The following is a 19868-nucleotide window of genomic DNA, read 5'->3' as shown; positions in this document are numbered from 1 at the left end:
AACTCATATGCTTGCAAACAAATATCTCGTCGCGCCGCCGGCGCTATCGTTGCCGATCGCCGTCGCGCCCATCGCCTCCTTCATCGCATGAGCCAAGAACCCGCCACCCGCCCGATCCGTTTCTTCCATCGCGGTGCGATTCAGCAGGTCGCTGGCCTGCCGCCGACCACCACGGTGCTGCAATGGTTGCGCGAACACGCGCACCGCTGCGGCAGCAAGGAAGGCTGTGCCGAGGGCGATTGCGGTGCCTGCACCGTGCTGCTGGGCGAGTTGGATGAGCAAGGCGAGCTGCAACTGCGCAATGTCAATGCCTGCATCCAGTTCCTGCCCACGCTGGACGGCCGCGCGCTGCTCACCGTGGAAGACCTCGGCAGTGCCGAGCGGCTCAATCCGGTACAGGACGCGCTGGCGCGCTGCCACGGCTCGCAATGCGGCTTCTGCACCCCCGGCTTCGCGATGACGCTGCAAGCGCTGTACGAGCGCCACCAGGCGGAAGGCACGCGCCCGGATCGCCAGCAATTGGCCGATGGGCTCGCCGGCAATCTGTGCCGCTGCACCGGCTACCGGCCCATTCTCGACGCCGGCGCGCAGATGTTCGATGCACCAGCGCAGCTGCTGGATCGCGCGCCGATTGCCGCAGCCCTGCGCCAGCTGCAGGCCGATGCGCCGCTGCACTACGCGGCGATGAACCCGGCCGAGGGCGGCGTGCAGCACTTCCATGCACCGCGCAGCATCGGCGAACTGGCTGCACTTCGCGAGGCCCGGCCCGAGGCCCGACTGCTGGCCGGGGCCACCGATATCGGCCTGTGGGTCAACAAGCAGTTCCGCGCGCTGGGCGACATCATCTATCTCGGCGCCTGCGAGGAGCTGCGGCGCATCGAAGCCCGCGAGCTGGACGGCCAGCCCGGCCTGTGGATTGGCGCCGGCGCCTCGCTGGAATCCGCCTGGTCGGCCCTGGCCGCGCAGGTGCCGCAGCTGCGGGAGCTGTGGCTGCGCTTTGCCTCGCCGCCGGTGCGCCACGCCGGCACCTTGGGCGGCAATATCGCCAACGGCTCGCCCATCGGTGACGGCGCGCCGGCGCTGATCGCGCTGGGCGCGCAGCTGGTGCTGCGCCGCGGTGACCAGCAACGCCGCCTGCCGCTGCAGGACTTCTATCTCGACTACATGAAGAACGCGCTGCAGCCGGGCGAGTTCCTCGAAGCGATGCACCTGCCGCTGCCCGATCAAGCATGGCACCAGCGCTGGCAACTTCGCGGCTACAAGATTGCCAAGCGCTACGACAGCGATATCTCCGCCGTCTGCGCCGTGCTGGCGCTGCGCCAAAGTGAGGGTGTGGTGGAGGAAGCACGCCTGGTCTTCGGCGGCATGGCGGCCATCGTCAAACGCGCCGCCAGCGCCGAGGCCGCGCTGATCGGCAAGCCCTGGAACGAGGTCCAGGCCCGCGCTGCGGCCGACGCACTGGCCGAGGATTTCCGGCCGCTCAGCGATCTGCGTGCCAGCGCCGACTACCGGATGCAGGTGGCGCAAAACCTGCTGCGCCGCTTCTGGCTGGAAACCAGGCCCGAGGCACCGCTGAGCGCCGCCCAGACCAGTGTCTGGCAGGCCGTTCGCTTTGGCAGCAGGAGCCCGGCATGAAGAACGCCAACACCTTGGATCCGCGGCTTACCACCAGCCAGCCCCAGGTTGGCATCAGCCGGGCCCATGAATCCGCCGCCCTGCACGTCAGCGGCGAGGCCGTCTATATCGACGACATGCCCGAGGCCCAAGGCACGCTGCACGCCGCGCTGGGCCTGAGCCCGGTCGCCCACGGCCGGCTGCTGGGCATTGATCTGGACCTGCTGCGTGCGCAGCCCGGCGTCGTCGCCGTCTTCACCGCCGCCGACCTGCCCGGCGAGAACAACTGCGGCCCGCTGCTGCACGACGATCCCATCCTGGCCAGCGACACGCTCAGCTATCTCGGTCAGCCGGTGTTTGCCATCATTGCCCAGGATCGCGAGCTGGCCCGCCGCGCCGCGGCGCTGGCCAGGCAGGTGATTCGTTATGAGGCCCTGCCGCTAGTGTTGACGGCGCTGCAAGCCCATGCGGCCGACCAGTATGTGCTGCCGCCCATGCATCTGAGTCGCGGCGATGCGGCGGCGGCATTGGCCGCAGCCCCGCAGCGTTTCAGCGGTGAATGGTCGGTGGGCGGCCAGGAACAGTTCTATCTGGAGGGCCAGATTTCCTACGCCTTGCCGCAGGAGAACAAGGGCCTGCTGATCCACTGCTCCACCCAGCATCCCAGCGAGATGCAGCAGCTGGTCGCCCATGCCCTGGGCTGGGGCGCCCACCAGGTGCAGGTGCAGTGCCGGCGCATGGGCGGTGGCTTTGGCGGCAAGGAATCGCAATCGGCGCTGTTCGCCTGTGTGGCGGCGCTGGCGGCCTCGCGGCTGCGCCGGCCGGTCAAGCTGCGCGTCGACCGCGATGATGATTTCCTGATCACCGGCCGGCGCCACGGCTTTGACTACCGCTGGGACGTCGGCCATGACGACGAGGGCCGCCTCCTCGGCATCGAGATCGAGCTGATCTCCAATGCCGGCCATTCGGCCGATCTGTCGGCGCCGGTGATGGCCCGCGCGCTCTGCCATTTCGACAATGCCTACTGGCTGCCCCATGTGACCATGCACGGCTTCTGCGCCCGCACCAACACGCAGAGCAATACCGCCTTCCGCGGCTTTGGCGGCCCGCAGGGGGCGCTGGCCATCGAAGTCATTCTGGACACGGTGGCCCGCCGGCTCGGCCTCGACCCGCTGCTGGTGCGCCAGCGCAATTTCTACCGCGACGAGGACGGACGCAATATCACGCCCTATGGCCAGCAGGTCGAGGACAACCAGATCGAGCCACTGACCACCGCCTTGATCGAGCGCAGCGACTACGCCCGCCGCCGCGCCGAAGTCGCCGCCTTCAATGCGAGCAGCCCGGTGCTGAAAAAGGGGCTGGCATTGACGCCGCTGAAGTTCGGCATCTCCTTCAATGTGGTGCACCTGAACCAGGCCGGTGCGCTGGTCCATGTCTACACCGATGGCACGGTGCTGGTGAACCACGGCGGCACCGAGATGGGCCAGGGCCTGAACACCAAGGTGGCTCAGGTGGTGGCCCATGAGCTAGGCATTCCTTTCGAGCAGGTGCGCTGCAGCGCCACCGACACGCAGAAGGTGGCCAACACCTCGGCAACGGCCGCCTCCACCGGCGCCGATCTGAACGGCAAGGCCGCGCAGGACGCCGCGCGCAAGATCCGCGCGCGGCTGGCACCGCTGGCGGCCGAGCTGCTGGGCTGCAGCGTCGAGGCCCTGGTCTTCAATACCGGCCAGGTGCATGCGCGGGGCAGCGCTGGGGGTCAGGTCTTGCCTTTCGGCAAGCTGGTGGCCGAAGCCTATCTGCGCCGCATCCAGCTCTGGAGCGAAGGCTTCTACGCCACGCCGGGCCTGCACTGGGATCGTGCCAAGCTGCAGGGCAAGCCCTTCTTCTACTACGCCTATGGGGCGGCCGTGACCGAGGTGCTGGTTGACAGTCTTAGCGGCGAGAGCCGGGTGCTGCGCGCCGACGTGCTGCACGACGTCGGCCAGTCGCTGAACCCGGCGCTGGACATCGGCCAGGTCGAGGGCGCCTTCGTCCAGGGCCAGGGCTGGCTGACGACCGAGGAGCTGGTCTGGCACCCGGTCTCCGGCCTCTTGCAAACCCACGCACCCAGCACCTACAAGATTCCGACGGCCAATGACAGCCCGGTGGACTTCCGTGTGGCGCTGTTCGACCGCCCCAATGGGGCCGACAGCATCCACCGCTCCAAGGCCGTCGGTGAACCGCCTCTGCTGCTGCCCTTCTCGGTGCTGCTGGCGATACGTGATGCGGTGGCCGCCTGCGGCCCGGCCGGCACCGAGGTGTCGCTGCGTGCCCCGGCCACCGCGGAGAACGTGCTGCGCGCGATCACCGCGATCAACACGCCTCGCTGAATTTCAGCGGCGCTGCAGCAGCAGCTTCAGCTCGGTGCAGGCCTCGCGGCGTGCCGGCTCGACATGGCGGCCGATCACCAGCACCCGGCAGCGGCCAGGCAAGGCGCCGCTGTCGTTGATGCGCTCGTAGAGCCGCTGAGCCAGCTCATCGGCATGCTCGTCGCGGCAACGCGCCTGCAGCCAGATCGAGAAGTGGCGCCGCGCCGGACGTATCGGCAGGCGCTGCTCGCCGACCCAGGCCATGCGCACATCGGCCTCGCGCAGCAGCACGCCACGCAGATTGCGCAGCTCGGCCTCGTCGAGCTGGGCGGCGATGCCCTGATCCCAGGGCGGGCTGTCGACAAAGGCCTGCCAGGCCTCGTGCTCCAGCAGCTCGCTGCGCTCGCGGCGTTCGCGCCAGAGCCGGCGCAGTTCGGGCGCCACCGGCCGCTCCTGCAGCTGGCAGGCGTCTATCCAACGCTGCGCCAGCTGTGCGGCCAGCCAGGCCTGATCTTCATGGGTCTGGTAGAGCAGTTCCAGCCAGGCGCCGACACGGGCGTCGCCCCGTGCCAGATGCAGCCGCGCCAGCTCGGCCAGTGCACGCGGATGGCAGGGCGCGAGCTCCAGCGCACGCTCCAGCCAGGGGCTGGGATCGTCGTCGAGCAAAGCACGGATGGCATCGGACCACTGCACCCACTCATCGGCCGTCAGCTCCAACTGTGGCCGGGCGGCAAAGGCTTCGGCCTGGGCCTGCTGCTCACGCAAGCGCTCGCCATACTGGGCCCATTCCTTGCGGTTCTGCAGCCACCAGTGTTCATCCAGATGCTGGGCCACCCGCGCACGGGCCTCACCCAGCAGTTCCAGCGAAGACTGCTGCGACAGCCGCTTCAGCCCGGCGCGCTGGCGCAGCGCGGCCAGGCGGTCTTTCAGCACCGGATGGGTATCGTCGAAATCTGCCAGGCGCTTGAGCTCACGCATCAGGTAGTCGCGCAGGCCCTCCGGGGGGACCGCCAGCTGCAAGGCCAGGCCCATCTCGGCAAAAGGTCCGCCCTCGGCCTGCAAGGGCGCCGGCTCCAGCCGCGCACGGCGCCACCACTGCGGCCAGAACTCGGCGTCCAGGTGCTGGGCCTTGACGGCGATCTCCTGCAGCGTCTGCGCGGCCAGCTCGGGCCCGAACAGCCGCGCGCTGGCACGATCGGCTTCGTATTCGTCCTCGCGGGCCAGCGCAAAGCTCAGGGCGTCAAAACGCGGCGTGTACCACTGCACAAAGCCGGACAGCGCAAAGCTGACCACCGAGCTGTCTTCCCGGTAGCGCCGCCCCAGCTGCGCCCAGGCCAGCCGGGTGCGGTAGATCCAGGCGGACAGCTTGCCATGGTCGCCACGCAGATGGCCGTACTCATGGGCAATGACGGCGTACAGCCGGCGTGGCTCCAGCGCCGCCAGCATCGGCCAGCCCAGCACCAGGTAGTTGCGGTGCGCCAGGCCCAGCATCAGCGGCTGCTGCTGGATGGAGGCGTTGAATTCGCCATTGACCAGCACCGCGTGCAGGCGCGGGCCGCGCAGCTTGGCGCGAATCTTGTCCAGCGCCTTGAACAGCTCCGGCGCATCGGCCGCGGTGATGCGTTCGCCCTGCGGCGCTGCCATTGGCACGCGCAGGCCTTGCAGCGTGGCCCAGAGCAGGCCCAGGCAGGCCAGACCGGGCCAGATCATCCAGGCGGCCGGCCGGCCCTGCTGCAGGCGCCACGCCAGCCAGATCAGCCCGGCCACGGCCAAGAGGGCGAGCAGGAAGACGGCCAGATAGCCCAGCAGCGCAAAGCGCAGCACGCGGCGGCGGTAGGCATGCGGATCGCTGCGACTGGCCTGCTCGTTCAAGCGCAGCAAATTGACATAGTCAGCAGCGTCCAACTCTCACCTCTTGCACCCACCAGCGGAAGAGCATGAGGCTACGCGGCCCCGCGGGCGAACCCTAGGCCCCCAAAAGGGGGATACGGCGGCAAAAAGACGTCGGTGAATGCCGATTCAGTGCAAGAGCTGGTCGACGTCGCCACCGAGATCACCGGCGGCGGCAATCTTGTCGCGCAGGTAGTCCAAGTCCAGGTGCAGATGCTCAACGAGCTCGGGCACCGCCACCTGCATGGCCTTGACCGGATCTTCGTGATGCTCGGCCGCGTCGGCCAGCACCTCGGCAATATGGAGCACGGCCGCCATCAGCGAGAAGGGGCGGATCTCCAGCGGCGTGTTGGCGTCCTTGAAGGCCTCGACCATGGGCGCCGGAAAATGCCAGTGCGCCGCCAGCGAGGCGGTCACATCAGCGTGCGTGCAGTTGAAACGGTGCATCTCCAGGGAAAAGCGGCTGCCCGCTTCCTGCGCATGGGCCTCGACATCGGCCACCTGATCGGGGTCGGCCATCGCCATCATCAGCTGGCCGGTGCGCATCATCAGACCGGCCAGGTAGGAGGTGTCGTCATCCACCCGAAGGATGCGGCTGAGGATGCGCGCATAACCCGCCGTGGCCAGGCTGTGGCGCCAGAACTTCTCGCGGTCAAGACCTGGCACCTTGGGGAAAGCGCCCGAGATGCAGGCGGCCAGCGAGAGATTGCGCAAGGTATCCATGCCCAGGGCCGCGGCAGCGTCCTGCAGGCTCGAGACATTGTGCGAGGGGCTGTAGCGGGCCGAGTTGGCCAGACGCAGCACCTTGGCCGACAGCGTCGCGTCCTTGCCAATCAGCGCCGCCACATCGGCAAGGCCGAGATTGTCATCATCAAAGCTGCGCATCAGCCGGCTGGCCACCTCGGGCATCGTCGGCAGGGCATTGTTCTTTTCAAAGAATTTCTCGGCGGCTGCGATCACGGTGGACTCCTTGCTGGACAGGAAAGGATGGGGCGATGCGATGCAGTCTAAGTGAGCACCGCGGGCGCAGCTAGCGCGAAATTGGCAGCTTTCCGCCCCGCTGTTGCACGCCTGGATCGGGGGCTTGGCGGGCTGCGCCCGGCACGCTTAAACTGGGCCGGCACACATGGGAAGGCCACAGCAGTATGTCCAGCCCCCACGGCCCTGGCGAGCCCGGCACTGCCGGTGCGCCGCAACAAGGCACGGCAGCCCCGGCTGCGGTGTCGGCCGCGCCGTCCACTCCCGGCGCTGGTGTGTCGCCTGACTTCAAACGCTTGCTGGATCAGCTGCGCCGCCTGGTGCTGCTGCGCCGCTTCAGTGACGCCTGGCAGATGCTGGCGCAGTGCCAGGAAGCGATGCGGGCAAGTCCTGACCCCGACGGCGAGGCCGGCCTGTGCTGCCAGGCGCTGGGTTTGCGCTTGCGCGCCCTCTCGGTTCCCGAAGTACCAGCCGACTGCATTGCCGAAGCCCAGAGGCTGGACGCCCTGAGCGACGCCGGCATTGGCGCCGAGGCGCAGATCGAGGTGGCGCTGACCTTGGGCGAGGTGTTCGGCCAGATCGGCCTGATCGAGCCGGCGCTGAACGCCTTCGAGCGTGCCCGCCACTGGCTGGCCAGCCGCCCCGACGACAGCCAGGCGCTGGCCGAGGTGGACCTGGGCCTGAGCAGCGTGCTGCTGCGCAGCGGCCTCTACCACGAGGTGATTGAGCGGCTGCAGCCCTGGGTGCACCGCGAGCTGGCGCCGGAGCTGCGCCAGCAGCTGGGCAGCCTCTTGGGCTCGGCCTACTACTTTCTGGCCGAGGCCGGCGGCCCGGACAGCGCCGCGCATCGCGACGCCAGCCTGCACTTCCACGCCATGTCGGCGCGCGAAACCGAGCATCTCGGCGGCCCCTTTGGCCACTACCGTTGCGCGGTGAATCTGGCGATCGGCCACGCCCGGCGCGGCGACATCCAGATAGCCGCCCAGCAGTTGCAGAAGATGGAGGATCTGCGCGACGAGGTCTGGCCCCAGGTGCCCGGGCAGCCGGCCACCCGGCCCTGGCAGGAGCACCAGAGCTGGGTCGACTATGTGCGCGCGCTGATCGCGCTGGCCGAGGGGCGGCGCGACGACGCCATCGGCCTGATGCAGTCCATCCTGGCCCACTTCCGCGATGCCAGCCCGACCAGCTTCATGGGCCTGCTGCTGCTGCGCGCGGCCGAACTGCTGGTCAGCACGGCGCAGGAGGCCGGCAACTACGAGCTGGCCTTTCACGCGCTGCGCGATCTGCAGGGCATGCAGGAACGCCGCCACCGTGGCCGTGCCGAGCTGTCTTCACGGCTGCTGGCCGATGCGCTGGCAGCGACCAAGCTGCGCATCCAGAACAGCAGCCTGCAGCAACACGGCGATGTGCTGCAGCAGACGCTGGCCCAGCGCCATCAGGAGTTGACCGTCACGCTGGACCAGCTGCGCACCGAGGTGGCCATACGCCAGGCCACTGAAGCGGCGCTGCAGCAGGCCCATGACGAGCTGGAGCAGCGCGTGCAGGAACGCACCGACGACCTGCACCGCACCCTGCAGGCGCTGGCCCACCAGGAGCGCCTCGCGGCGATGGCGCATATGGTGGTGGGCATTGGCCATGAGCTGAACACGCCGCTGGGCAATGCGCTGCTGGCGCTGAGCACGCAGGCCGACGCTACCGCCGATCTGACGCGGCATCTGAGCGAAGGCCAGCTCAAGCGCAGCGAGCTGCTCGAATTCCTCGCCCTGCTGGGCAATAGCAGCGAGCTGGCGCGGCACTCGCTGCAGCGCGCCGCCGATCTGGTGCAACGCTTCAAGGAGCTCTCGGTGCAGCAGGTGCCGGAGCCGCGGCTGCGCTTCAACCCCACCCACCAGGTCGAACAGGCCTTGCAGCGCTGGCGCATTGCCAGTGGCGCCCAGCAGGTGCGGCTGGAATCGCATATCGAGCATTGCGGCAGTGCCGACAGCTATCCCGGCGCCTTGGTGCGCATCCTCGATCAATTGATCGACAACGCCCTCTCCCATGCCTTCGAGCCCGGCGATGGCAGCGACGCGCAAATCCACGTCAGCCTGGCGCTGGAGGGCGACCAGATCGAGCTGCGCGTGCGCGACAACGGCCGCGGCGTGCAAAGCCATCAGCGCGAGGAAATCTTCAGCCCCTTCATGACCAGCGCACGCTCGCGCGGCCACACCGGTTTGGGCCTGCATGTGGCGCATCTGCTAGCGCAGCAGATGCTCGGCGGCCAGCTGCGCGCCGAAGGGAGCTGGCCCCAGGGCCTGGTCATGGTGCTGCGCTTCCCGCGCCGCGCGCCAGCGCGAGAGCCAGCGCCGCTCAGTCCTGCGCCAACGCCCGCAACGAGCCCAAGTCCAACACCTTGACCTTGTAGCCCTGCACTTCGATCACGCCCTTGCGATTGAGCTGGCGCATCATCCGCGACAGCGTCTCCGGCGTGATCGCCAGCTGCGCGGCGATATCGCGCTTGCGCTCCTTCAGGGACACCTGCACGCCCTCGCCCTTGCCTTCCAGCTCGACCGGCTCGCAGTGCTGCAGCAGCCAGGCCGCCAGACGGCGCTCGGCGTCCTTGTGCATCAGGTCGTGAGTGACGCAGGTCAGCCCATGCACCGCGCGGGCCAGGGCCAGCAGCAGCCGGTCCAGCATATTCGGCTCGCGGGCGAGCAGGCCGCGCACGCGCTCCAGCGGCAGCTCCACCAGCCAGCTGTCCTCCAGCGCGCGCGCATCCTGGGCGTGCTCCTCGCCCAGCCAGGCACTGCTGAGATCCAGCCAGCCTGGGCCACGCACGGTGCGCTCCAGCTGGAAGGGTTCGTCATCGCGCGCCAGCCCCAGGCCGACGGCGCCTTCCAGCACCGCAATCAGCTGAGCTGCCCGTTGGCGTCGCGTGAAAGCCATGCTGCCCGCGGCCAGGCGCCGCGGTGCGGGCATGGCCTGCAGGGCCTGCAACTCGCTGGCCGACAGCGCGGCGCCGCCGAGCAGGGCCTGCCAGTCCACGTTCAGCGGCATGGCCGGTTCAAGCGCAGCAGCGCCATGGACTCCGGCATCGCGCGGGGCTTGGAGTCGGCTGGTGTTGAGGCTGTCCACGATGGCGGCGTTCCATTGCATTCGATTGCTGATGGTTGCCACTGTCGGCCAAGCCCGGGCCGGCGTCCTTGCGTTGCATCAAAAGCCGTCGCAGCGCGACAAGCTTGGCAAAGCCCGCAAATCGAAGACCCTGCTGCACATCAAAAGCGGCACAATCAGCCGATGCCCTCCCCCCTTCCCATGCCCCAAGTGGCGCAGCAAGCCGGCAGCAGCTACGAGGCGCCGTTTAGCTTGCTGAGCGCCTGCCACGACAAGGTGAACGACAGCCTGGCGCTGCTCCAGCGCCTGCTGCAGCATCTGCGCGAGCAGGGTCTGGATCGTGAGGCACGCGATGCCGCCCAGCAGGTGCTGCGTTATTTCGATATCGCCGCGCCGCTGCACCACGAGGACGAGGAGTTGCACGTCTTCCCGGCCATCGATGCTCTGGGCGACCTGACCCTGGGCAAGGCCTGCCAGCGTCTGCGCGACGAACACCAGCGCCTGATCGCTCAATGGGAGGTGCTGCGCGCACAGCTGTTCCAGGTTGGGCGGCTGGCCGATGGCGATGTGCCGCCGGTGCTGCTGGATCTGCTCGGCCGCGCTGCCGAAACCTTCGTCAAAACGCACGAACAGCATCTGAAGACCGAGGATGAACTGATCTTCCCCTGCGCCCAGTCGCTGCTCAGCCCCGAGGCCGAGGCGGCCATGGGGCAGGAGATGTCGGCGCGCCGCGGCGTTGGTGGCTGATCTACAGCCTTGCTTCAGAGCACCAGCAGCGCGCGAAAGTCGTTCACATTGGTGAAGGTCGGCCCCGGCGTGAACAGATCGCCCAGGGGCGCAAAGAAGCTGTAGGCGTCGTTGCGCTCCAGATGATCGGCCGGTTTCAGCCCCAGCGCCGCCGCGCGGGCCAGGGTGCTGGGCGTCAGGAAGGCGCCGGCATTGTCTTCAACGCCGTCGATGCCATCGGTATCCGCGGCCAGCACATGGACGCCGGGCTCGCCCTGCAGGCCGATCGCGCAGCCGAGCAGAAACTCAGTAGCGCGGCCGCCGCGGCCCGGCACCGAACGTGACTGCACGGTCACCGTCGTTTCGCCGCCGGACAGGATCACACAGGGCTTGGCAAACGGCGCGCCGCGCCGCGCCACCGCACGGGCCAGCGCCGCATGCATCAGGCCGATATCGCGAGACTCGCCCTCGATCTCGTCCGACAGGATGTGCGCAGCCAGGCCCAGGCTGCGTGCGTGATCGGCGGCTGCCTCCAGGCTCAGCTGCGGTGTGGCCAGCATGGCCAGTCGCTGGCCGGCAAAACAGGCGTCGCCGGGCTTGGGCGTCTCGTAGGCGCCGCTGCTCAGGCCTTGCTGCGCCGCCGGTGGCAACTCGATCCGGTAGCGCCGGCAGATGGCCAGCGCGTCTTCGCACAGCGTCGGGTCGGGCACGGTGGGGCCGGAGGCGATGATGGCCGGATCGTCGCCGGGCACATCGGAAATCATCAGCGTCAGCACTTCAGCCGGAGCACAGGCAGCGGCCAGGCGCCCGCCCTTGATGGCAGACAGATGCTTGCGCACGCAGTTCATTTCGGCAATCGTCGCGCCGCTGCGCAGCAGAGCCCGGTTGACGTCGCGCTTTTGCTCCAGGCCCAGCCCCGGCGCCGGCAGGCTCAGCAGCGCCGAGCCGCCGCCGGAGATCAGGCAGATCACCAGATCCTCGGGCCGCAGGCCCTGGCACAGCGCCAGCATGCGCTCGGCGGCCTGGCGGCCGGCGGCGTCGGGTACCGGATGGGCCGCCTCGACGACCTCGATGCGGCGCGGGCCTGAGCGGTAGTCGGGCGGCACATGGTCGTAGCGGGTGACGACCAGGCCAGACAGCTGGGCCTCGGCCGGCCACAGCGCATCCAGCGCGGCGGCCATCGAGCCGCCCGCCTTGCCGGCGCCGATGACCAGCGTACGGCCTCCACGTGAATCGGGTGGCGCGGGCAGATGGGCGGCCATCTGCATCGCCGGCAGCGCACGCGAGACCGCAGCCTGGTAGAGCTGGCGCAGCAGCTCGCGGGGGGACAGCGTGGGATTCATGCCCCGCAGTCTAGAGCCTGCCAGCAGCCGAGCAGCCGATCAGCCGCTCAATTGCCCTGCTGCTCTTGCCCCTCGGTCTCGGGCGGCTTGGAATAGCGGACGAAATAGCCAGCCGCAAAAATGCCGACCTCATAAAGAAGGCACATCGGCACCGCCAACGCCAGCTGCGAGACGATGTCCGGCGGCGTGATCACTGCGGCAATCACAAAGGCAAGCACGATGAAGTAGCCGCGCCATTCGCGCAGCTTCTCGATGCTGACCAGGCCCATGCGCGCCAGCACCACCACCACCACCGGCACCTCGAAGGCGGCGCCGAAGGCGATGAACATCGTCATCACAAAGCTCAGATAGGCCTCGATATCGGGCGCGGCGCGGATGCTCTTCGGTGCAAAGCTCTGGATGAAGGTAAAGACCTTGCCGAACACGAAGAAGTAGCAGAAGGCCACGCCAACGAAGAACAGCCCGGTGCTCGACACCACCAGCGGCAGCACCAGACGCTTTTCATGCGAATACAGCCCCGGCGCCACAAAGGCCCAGACCTGGTAGAGTACCACCGGCAGCGCCAGCAGGAAGCCGGCCAGCAGCGTGATCTTCAGTGGCACCAGAAAGGGCGACAGCACATTGGTGGCGATCATCGTCGCGCCATCGGGCAGATGGGCGACCAGCGGCGCGGCCAGCAGGTCGTACAAGCCGGCCGGGCCGGGATAGAGGCACAGCAGGCCGAAGCCCAGCGCGATCGCAATCACCGCGCGGATCAGGCGATCACGCAGCTCGATCAGATGCGACACGAACGGTTGTTCGGTGCCAGCGAGTTCGTCGTCTTGGGGAGTGCTCATCAGGGCCTGCGGGGCGGGCGGAAACGCGCCACGCGAGCGGCGCCGGACTGGGTATGGCGGCGCACACCGGTGCGCTGCTTGTACCAGAGCGGGGTCGCGCCCCGCTTCAGGCGCCAGTTCTTCTTCGGGTGGCGGTAGCTGGGCGGCAGCGGCGTGTAGCCCACACTGTGATCCGCGCCGCTGCCACTGATGTCGGACCAGGTCTGGTCAAACACCTGAGTGGCCGAGTGGATCTCCTGCTGCACGCTCTGGCCGGCCTCGCGCGCCGCCGTCTCGAACTGGCCCTTCATCTTCTGAAGTTCCTCCAGTTCGATCGAGCGGTTGACCTCGGCCTTGACATCAGACACATAGCGCTGCGCCTTGCCCAGCAGGTGGCCGACGGTACGGGCCACACGCGGCAACTTCTCCGGCCCGATGACGATCAGCGCGACCGCACCGATCAGGGCCAGCTTGTCAAAACCGAAATCAATCATGCCGGGTGCCGGCCATCAGCGATGAGCAGCACGGCCATCAGCTCTTGGTCTTGGCGTCGACGTCGACCGTGTTCGGGTCGTTGGCCTTGCGCTGGGCCAGTTGCTGGGACGTCGGCTGGCCGGGCTGATCAGCGCCGTCGGCAGCGCCATCCTTGATGCCGTCCTTGAAGCCCTTGACCGCTGCACCGAGGTCGGTACCGACGTTCCGGAGCTTCTTGGTGCCGAACACCGCAATCACCACGACCAGCACGATCAGCCAGTGCCAAATGCTCATGGAACCCATATTGATCTCCTGAAAACGAATCGACCATTTTAAGTGGTCAGCATGACAGATCGCCGACGGACGCGCCCGCGCCCCCGGCATTTGCATATTCACAGTACAGCTATGGGCCGCATTGCGGCCCGGGCGGCCCTCAGCCCTTCAGCCATGGCCGGGGGCCGCCCATCACGTGCATATGCAGGTGATAGACCTCCTGACCACCGTCCGGCCCGGTGTTGATCACCGTGCGAAAGCCGTTGCTGACGCCCAGTTCGCGCATCAGCTTGGGCGCCAGCACGCCCATGCGGCCGAGCAGCTCGGCATGGCCGTCGTGCAGATCGGCCATGCTGGCGATATGCAGCTTGGGAATGATCAGCAGGTGCACCGGCGCCCAGGGGTTGATGTCGTGAAAGGCGAGCAGATACTCGTCCTCATAGGCCTTCTTGGACGGAATCTGGCCGGCAACGATCTTGCAGAAGATGCAGTTCGGGTCGTGTGACATGGCGTCGGGGGCAAAAAAGGATAGAGACACGCCGCTCAGCGGCTGCGTCGGGCGAATTCTTCCAGGCCAGACAAGCCTTCGCGGCGGCCCAGCTCGGCCAGCACTGCCTCGGGCCGCAGGCCCTGGGCGGCCAGGGCCACCATCGAATGGAACCAGAGGTCGGCCACCTCATAGACCAGCTTGTCGGGATCGCCATCCTTGGCGGCGATGACCACCTCGGTGGCCTCTTCGCCAACCTTTTTCAGGATGTGGTCCAGGCCTTTGTCAAACAGCTTGGCCACATAGCTGGCCGAGGGGTCGCCGCCAGCCGAGGGCTTGCGCGAGTCGATCACATCGGCAATGCGGGCCAGGATGTCATTGCCGTTCAGGGCAGGGGCAGCGTCACTCATTTGGAATACATCGTCGCAGGATCTTTGAGCACCGGCTCGACCGCCATCCAGCGGCCCTCGTCCAGGCGCTGATAGAAGCAGGAATGGCGCCCGGTGTGGCAGGCAATGCCGGGCTCGTGGCCTTGCTGGGTGATGCGCAGGAGCAGTACATCGTTGTCGCAGTCCAGCCGCAGCTCGTGCACCTTCTGCACATGGCCGCTTTCCTCGCCCTTGTGCCAGAGCCTGTTGCGCGAGCGGCTCCAGTACACCGCCTCGCCACGGGCGATGGTCTGCGCCAACGCTTCGCGGTTCATCCAGGCGAACATCACGACATCGCCGCTGTCGCGTTCCTGGGCAATCACGGGCACCAGGCCCTTGTCGTCCCACTTGATCTGATCCAGGCAATCCATGGCCGCAGTGTAGGTCAGCCGCGCCTATCACCCGATGTGGGTCGGCCCGGCATGGCCGCGCTCGGCGGCAAACCACTGCAGCACGGGCACGGTGCCGGGCAGCACCGGCTGCACCTGCACCGGCAGCGTCTGCCAGGCCATCTGCTGCTGCTCGCGCATCTGAAACTCACCCTGCCAGTCGTAGACCTTGCAGAAATGCAGGCGCACGCGGGCATGGGGATAGTCCATCTCCTCGATCTTCCAGGGGTGGGCGGCGCCAATCGTGATGCCGAGCTCCTCCTGCAGTTCGCGGCGCAGCGCCTCCTCAACCGTCTCGCCCGCCTCCAGCTTGCCGCCCGGGTATTCCCAGTAGCCGGCATAGACCTTGCCGGCCGGCCGTGAGGTCAGCAGGAACTCGCCCTCATGGCCCTCGGCATCGCGGCACACCAGCACGCCGACGGCCACATCGACCGGGCGGCGGTCCGGGTTGTAGGGGGAGTTGGTGGGCAGGGTCTTCATCGGCTCAGACATGGTCCAGCCCTTCCGGCGCCACGGCCGCACTGCTGGGCGCCGGCACGCTGCCGTCAAGCGCCCCCCGCCCGGCCAGATCGCGGGCGAATTGCCAGGCGACGCGGCCTGAGCGCGAACCACGCTCCAGCGCCCAGATCAGGGCCGGCTGGCGGGCGGCGGCGATGGTCGCCGCATCGAGCCCGAAATGGCGCAACCACTGCGCGACGATGGCCAGGTACTCGTCCTGGCTGAAGGGATAGAAGCTGACCCACAGGCCGAAGCGTTCGGACAGCGAGACCTTCTCCTCGATCGCCTCACCGGGATGCAGCTCGCCGTTTTCATCGACCTTGGCGGCCAGGTTGTCGCGCATCTGCTCGGGCAGCAGATGGCGGCGGTTGCTGGTGGCATAGATCAGCACGTTGTCGCTGGCGGCGGCGATCGAGCCATCCAGGATGGACTTCAAGGCCTTGTAGCCAGGTTCGCCCTCGTCGAAGCTGAGGTCGTCGCAATAGATGATGAAGCGCTCGGGCGCCTCGGCGACCAGATCCACCAGATCGGGCAGATCGACCAGATCGGCCTTGTCGACCTCGATCAGGCGCAGGCCCTGGGGCGCGAACTCGTTCAGGCAGGCCTTGATCAGCGAGCTCTTGCCAGTGCCGCGGGCGCCGGTGAGCAGCACATTGTTGGCCTGCCGGCCCTGCACGAACTGCTCGGTATTGCGCAAGAGGCGCTGCTTCTGCGGCTCGACCTCCTTGATGTCGGCCAGCCGGATGGCGGCCAGATGCCGCACCGGCTCCAGCACCGGCAGGCCACGACGGCGGCGGTAGCGAAAGGCGGCGCTGGCCTGCCAATCCGGCGCAGCCAGCGGCGTGGGCAACAACGCCTCAACACGGGCCAGCACGGCCTCGGCACGGTGGAGCAAAGCAGCAAGAGAGTCAGCCATGGGAATGCGAACAGCAAGCAGCCGGTCAGTGTAGCGGCCGGCGTCGCCCGACTGCGTTCAAGACGCCAGCAGGCGCAGCGCGACGTCGAGCTGTTCGGTTGGCATGCGCTTGAAGCCCGAGCGGGCATAGCGCTGCAGGCGGCCGATGATGAAGCTGACCAGCACCGAGGCCTGCGCATTGGCATGCACCGTCGGCGTGGCCGAGCCGAGGTCTTCGGCCGCGTGGCGCAGGCACTGGCGCAGCGTCGATTCAACCCGGTCAAAGAACTGGTTCATGCGCAGGATCAGCCGCTCGTTCTCGTAGACCAGCGCATCGCCGACCATCACCCGCGTCATGCCTGGATTGCGTTCGCCAAACTGCAGCAGCACGGCGACGATCTTCTGCGACTGGGCAAGACCTGACCCCTCGCGTTCGCTGATCTGCGCCAGCAGCGTGAAGATGCTGGTTTCGATGAATTCGATCAGCCCCTCGAACATCTGCGCCTTGCTGGCGAAATGCCGGTACAGCGCCGCCTCGCTGACCTCCAGCCGCGCGGCCAGCGCCGCGGTGGTGACGCGCTCGGCACCCGAGGTTTCCAGCATGCTGGCCAGGGTCTGCAGAATCTGCACGCGGCGCTCACCCGGCTTGGGCCGGCGGCGCTTCTCGGCCCCGGTGGTGCCGGCCGATGCCGCCGACACAGCGCTGTCGGCGCTGACGACCTCGGAGGTATCGGCTGGGGCGTCGGTGCTGGGCAAGGCAGAGGCAGGCAGGGGCATAGAGCGAGGCAGCTTGGTCTGCGGCGATTCTGGCACAGCCCTGTGACGCCTCGGCCTGACGCGACGGCAGGGCTTTCACTCAGCCGCTGGCTCGCCCTCTGCTCGCTCAGTCACGCAGCCAGCCCAGGCGCCGCGCCTCGTAGATCGCCTCGACCTTGGAGCGCACCTGCAGCTTGCGATAGATGCGTTTCACATAAGTCATCACCGTGTGCGGCGACACCGTCATGAACTGGGCGATCTCGTCAAAGGTGAAACCCTTGGCCGCCAGATGCAGCACCCTGGACTCCTGTTCGGACAGCGCAATGGCCTGCTCATCCGGCGGCAGCGGCTGGCCTTCGGCCGGTGCAGCGGTGACCGCATGGGGCGAGCCGGGCGCCAGACGCATCAGCAGCCGTCGTGCAATCACCGGGCTGATCGGACTGCCGCCGCCGCGCAGGCTGCGCAGCTGATCGGCAAGGTCCAGCGCCAGACTGTCCTTGAGCAGGTAACCGGTCGCGCCGGCCTCGATGCTGGACAGCACATGCTGCTCATCGCCGAACACCGAGATCACCATCACATCGCAGTGCGGCCGACTGTGCGCGGCATGGCGTATCAGCTCGATGCCGCTGCCGCCGGGCAGATCCAGATCGACCAGCAGCACATCGGGCTGGGTCTGATCGAACATCTTGCGGCCCTGATGCAGATCAACCGCCATGCCGAGCAGCTGGATGTCGGGCGCCTGGGCCAAGGAGCGGGCGAAGGCTTCGCGAAAGCGAGCCTGGTCTTCGACGATCAGGACACTGAACTCGGACATCATCGTGACGGATAGCTTGACAGGGATTCTGGACGCTGCGCGTTCGCAGAGCAAGAAGAAGCCACGATTGTTGCAAATGCCGGCGGGGAACAAACCCTGAGGAGCAGACCCTGAAAACCGTGCTAGCACTCAGGCTGCGCAGCCGTAGCCATGCTCACAGCAGCTGCATGAGGCTGCTGACGCGCCGGTCGACATAGACAGGGCGGCGGCGCAAGCCCTGCTTGCCCGGGCTGGCCGCGCGGGCCCAGCGCTGCATCCAGACCGTCTGCATGCCGATGCGACGCGCCGATTTCTGATGTTCCAGCGTGTCCTCGACCAGCACACAGGCTGTGGCCGGCTGCTTCAGGCGCGCGCAGACGTGGCGCAGCATCCGCGCATCCGGCTTGGGGCGCAGTTCACCAAACATGGCCATGTGCTCGATCGCCAACACCGCGTCGAAATGGCGCAGCAGATCCAGCGCGCGCAGCACACGCAGCGCATAGGCCAGCGGCGCATTGGTCAGCAGCACCTTGCGCCCCGGCAAGCGACGCAGCGCCGCGCGGTCATGGGCATGGCAGCGCAGTTGCGCCTCCAACCCCGGCAAGGCATGGGTCTCGCTCAGGAAATGGGCGGCGCTGACACCATGATGCCGAACCAGCCCGATCAACGTCGCACCATAGCGCTGCCAGTAATGCTGCCGCAAGCCCGCGGCGCTGACCGCATCGAGCTGCAGATGCTGCTCGATATAACCCGTCATGGCCCGATTCAACGCCTTGAACGCATGCGCCGAGGCATCGTGCAGCGTGTTGTCGAGGTCAAACAACCACAAGGGCGCCCGCCCTAAGGAAGCCGCCCGCCGCGATCGCTGCGGAGCCAGCCGACGCCGATCTCGCATCACGCACTCACCTCGCCAAAACACCGACCTTCCGGGCCGAGCGCCGGGCCGCTCCCAAGCCGGCCCACCTGGACTTGATTGCGGCTCAATGCCGCATTCAAGTCCGCCCCCTCGGGGGGCCGACCAAGCCTGCCCGCGTCCAACGCGGCAGTCTTGGGCGGGGGGCTCATCATTTCGATCGGATCATCGTCCCATACGCCTGATCACTGAGGATCTCCAGCAGCATCGCGTGGGGCACCCGGCCGTCGATGATGTGCACCGCATTGACGCCACTCTTGGCCGCGTCGATCGCGCCGGCGATCTTGGGGATCATGCCGCCGCTGATCGTGCCATCGGCCACCAACTCGTCGATGCGGCGCGGCGTCAGCTCGGTCAGCAGCTGCCCTTCCTTGTCCAGCACGCCGCGAATATTCGTCAGCATCAGCAGCTTCTCGGCCTGCAGCACGGTGGCCAGCTTGGCCGCCACCACATCGGCATTGATGTTGTAGCTCTCGTTGTGCTCGCCAAAGCCGATCGGGCTGACGACGGGGATGAACTGGTCGTCCTGCAGCGCCTTGACGACGCTGGGGTCGATGGACACGATGTCGCCGACCTGGCCGATATCGTGTTCCTTGCTCGGGTCGTCCTTGTCCTGCACCTTGAGCTTCTTGGCGCGGATCATGCCGCCGTCACGGCCGGTCAGGCCCACGGCCTTGCCGCCGGCTGCATTGATCATGCCGACCACATCCTGCTGCACCTCGCCGGCCAGCACCCACTCGACCACGTCCATGGTCTCCTTGTCGGTGACCCGCATGCCCTGAATGAAGTGGCCCTTCTTGCCCAGCTTGCCGAGCAGTTCCTCGATCTGCGGGCCGCCACCGTGGACGACGACCGGGTTCAGGCCGACCAGCTTCAGGAGCACCACGTCCTCGGCGAAATCCTGCTGCAGCGCCGGATCGGTCATGGCATTGCCGCCGTACTTGATGACGATGGTCTTGCCGTGGTATTTCCTGATGTAAGGCAGGGCCTGGGACAGGATCTCGGCCTTCTCGCGCGGCGCGATGTGCGAGACGTCGGTGCTGAGGGCGGAGGCGTCGGACTTCGTCATGATGCGGTCTGTGAACAGCGGGGATGGAATGCGCGGCATTGTAGGCCGCCACCTGCGAAAAACCGGGCCGCGCGCCCGACAAT

At 67.5% G+C, this 19868-nt stretch carries 20 protein-coding genes; 4 read left to right on the top strand and 16 right to left on the bottom strand.

Features of this window, described 5'->3' with window-relative positions; genetic code table 11:
* The first annotated feature begins 87 nt into the window (after positions 1-87).
* A complete protein-coding gene (gene xdhA, locus RQP53_RS13945; protein WP_315650947.1) occupies positions 88-1635 on the top strand; it encodes a xanthine dehydrogenase small subunit in 1548 nt (515 codons plus the stop codon).
* Entirely contained in the window at positions 1632-3986 is a 2355-nt protein-coding gene (gene xdhB, locus RQP53_RS13940) for a xanthine dehydrogenase molybdopterin binding subunit (protein ID WP_315650946.1), read from the top strand. Before xdhA ends, xdhB begins: the two co-directional genes overlap by 4 nt.
* A 3-nt stretch (positions 3987-3989) precedes the next feature.
* Here xdhB and RQP53_RS13935 read toward each other — a convergent pair whose 3' ends face one another.
* Together RQP53_RS13935 and RQP53_RS13930 are read right to left on the bottom strand one after the other, a co-directional pair.
* Positions 3990-5870, bottom strand: coding sequence for a M48 family metalloprotease (locus tag RQP53_RS13935; protein ID WP_315650945.1), 1881 nt, complete (start codon positions 5868-5870; stop codon positions 3990-3992).
* A gap of 114 nt (positions 5871-5984) precedes the next feature.
* On the bottom strand, positions 5985-6815 hold the full coding sequence (locus RQP53_RS13930; protein ID WP_315650944.1) for an HDOD domain-containing protein: 831 nt from the start codon (positions 6813-6815) through the stop codon (positions 5985-5987).
* 185 nt (positions 6816-7000) lie between these two features.
* Here RQP53_RS13930 and RQP53_RS13925 point away from each other — a divergent pair, with 185 nt between their 5' ends.
* Positions 7001-9229 carry an ATP-binding protein gene (locus RQP53_RS13925; protein ID WP_315650942.1) on the top strand — a complete coding sequence of 743 codons (2229 nt, stop codon included), beginning with the start codon at positions 7001-7003 and terminating at the stop codon, positions 9227-9229.
* Here the strand turns inward: RQP53_RS13925 and RQP53_RS13920 are convergent.
* A complete protein-coding gene (locus RQP53_RS13920; protein ID WP_315650941.1) occupies positions 9183-9968 on the bottom strand; it encodes a Crp/Fnr family transcriptional regulator in 786 nt (261 codons plus the stop codon). The two genes, RQP53_RS13925 and RQP53_RS13920, sit on opposite strands and share 47 nt — an antisense overlap.
* Positions 9969-10109: 141 nt before the next feature.
* On the opposite strand from RQP53_RS13920, the gene RQP53_RS13915 reads away from it, so the two are divergent.
* On the top strand, positions 10110-10673 hold the full coding sequence (locus RQP53_RS13915; protein WP_315650940.1) for a hemerythrin domain-containing protein: 564 nt from the start codon (positions 10110-10112) through the stop codon (positions 10671-10673).
* A 14-nt stretch (positions 10674-10687) separates the two neighbouring features.
* Here RQP53_RS13915 and RQP53_RS13910 read toward each other — a convergent pair whose 3' ends face one another.
* From RQP53_RS13910 to argB, 13 genes are all read right to left on the bottom strand, one after another.
* The gene (locus RQP53_RS13910; RefSeq protein ID WP_315650939.1) at positions 10688-11995 is read right to left on the bottom strand and encodes a glycerate kinase type-2 family protein; all 1308 of its coding nucleotides are present in this window, start codon (positions 11993-11995) and stop codon (positions 10688-10690) included.
* A 47-nt stretch (positions 11996-12042) separates the two neighbouring features.
* On the bottom strand, positions 12043-12831 hold the full coding sequence (tatC, locus tag RQP53_RS13905; protein WP_315650937.1) for a twin-arginine translocase subunit TatC: 789 nt from the start codon (positions 12829-12831) through the stop codon (positions 12043-12045).
* Positions 12831-13304, bottom strand: a complete 474-nt coding sequence (gene tatB / locus RQP53_RS13900) for a Sec-independent protein translocase protein TatB (protein WP_315650936.1) — start codon at positions 13302-13304, stop codon at positions 12831-12833. The genes tatC and tatB overlap by 1 nt, the downstream gene beginning before the upstream one ends.
* 37 nt (positions 13305-13341) lie before the next feature.
* Positions 13342-13587, bottom strand: a complete 246-nt coding sequence (tatA, locus tag RQP53_RS13895; protein WP_315650935.1) for a Sec-independent protein translocase subunit TatA — start codon at positions 13585-13587, stop codon at positions 13342-13344.
* Between the two features lie 130 nt (positions 13588-13717).
* Positions 13718-14065 carry a histidine triad nucleotide-binding protein gene (locus tag RQP53_RS13890; protein WP_315650933.1) on the bottom strand — a complete coding sequence of 116 codons (348 nt, stop codon included), beginning with the start codon at positions 14063-14065 and terminating at the stop codon, positions 13718-13720.
* 35 nt (positions 14066-14100) lie between these two features.
* On the bottom strand, positions 14101-14454 hold the full coding sequence (locus RQP53_RS13885) for a phosphoribosyl-ATP diphosphatase (protein WP_315650932.1): 354 nt from the start codon (positions 14452-14454) through the stop codon (positions 14101-14103).
* A complete protein-coding gene (gene hisI / locus RQP53_RS13880) occupies positions 14451-14843 on the bottom strand; it encodes a phosphoribosyl-AMP cyclohydrolase (protein ID WP_315650931.1) in 393 nt (130 codons plus the stop codon). Before hisI ends, RQP53_RS13885 begins: the two co-directional genes overlap by 4 nt.
* A gap of 27 nt (positions 14844-14870) precedes the next feature.
* A complete protein-coding gene (locus RQP53_RS13875) occupies positions 14871-15353 on the bottom strand; it encodes an NUDIX domain-containing protein (protein WP_315650930.1) in 483 nt (160 codons plus the stop codon).
* A complete protein-coding gene (locus RQP53_RS13870) occupies positions 15346-16275 on the bottom strand; it encodes an ATP-binding protein (protein WP_315650929.1) in 930 nt (309 codons plus the stop codon). The genes RQP53_RS13875 and RQP53_RS13870 overlap by 8 nt, the downstream gene beginning before the upstream one ends.
* A gap of 57 nt (positions 16276-16332) precedes the next feature.
* Positions 16333-17031 (bottom strand): nucleoid occlusion factor SlmA, encoded by a 699-nt coding sequence (gene slmA, locus RQP53_RS13865; protein WP_315650927.1) that lies wholly within the window; start codon positions 17029-17031, stop codon positions 16333-16335.
* Between the two features lie 106 nt (positions 17032-17137).
* Positions 17138-17824, bottom strand: coding sequence for a response regulator transcription factor (locus RQP53_RS13860; protein ID WP_315650926.1), 687 nt, complete (start codon positions 17822-17824; stop codon positions 17138-17140).
* A 154-nt stretch (positions 17825-17978) separates the two neighbouring features.
* Positions 17979-18698 (bottom strand): pyrimidine 5'-nucleotidase, encoded by a 720-nt coding sequence (locus RQP53_RS13855; protein WP_315650925.1) that lies wholly within the window; start codon positions 18696-18698, stop codon positions 17979-17981.
* Positions 18699-18867: 169 nt separating this feature from the next.
* Positions 18868-19785, bottom strand: coding sequence for an acetylglutamate kinase (gene argB, locus RQP53_RS13850; protein WP_315650923.1), 918 nt, complete (start codon positions 19783-19785; stop codon positions 18868-18870).
* Positions 19786-19868: the final 83 nt, after the last annotated feature.

This window comes from Roseateles aquae, from assembly GCF_032337115.1.
GTDB lineage: Bacteria > Pseudomonadota > Gammaproteobacteria > Burkholderiales > Burkholderiaceae_C > Roseateles_C > Roseateles_C aquae.
Note: the sequence above shows the minus strand (reverse complement) of the source record. Positions and strands in the feature narration are given on the sequence as shown.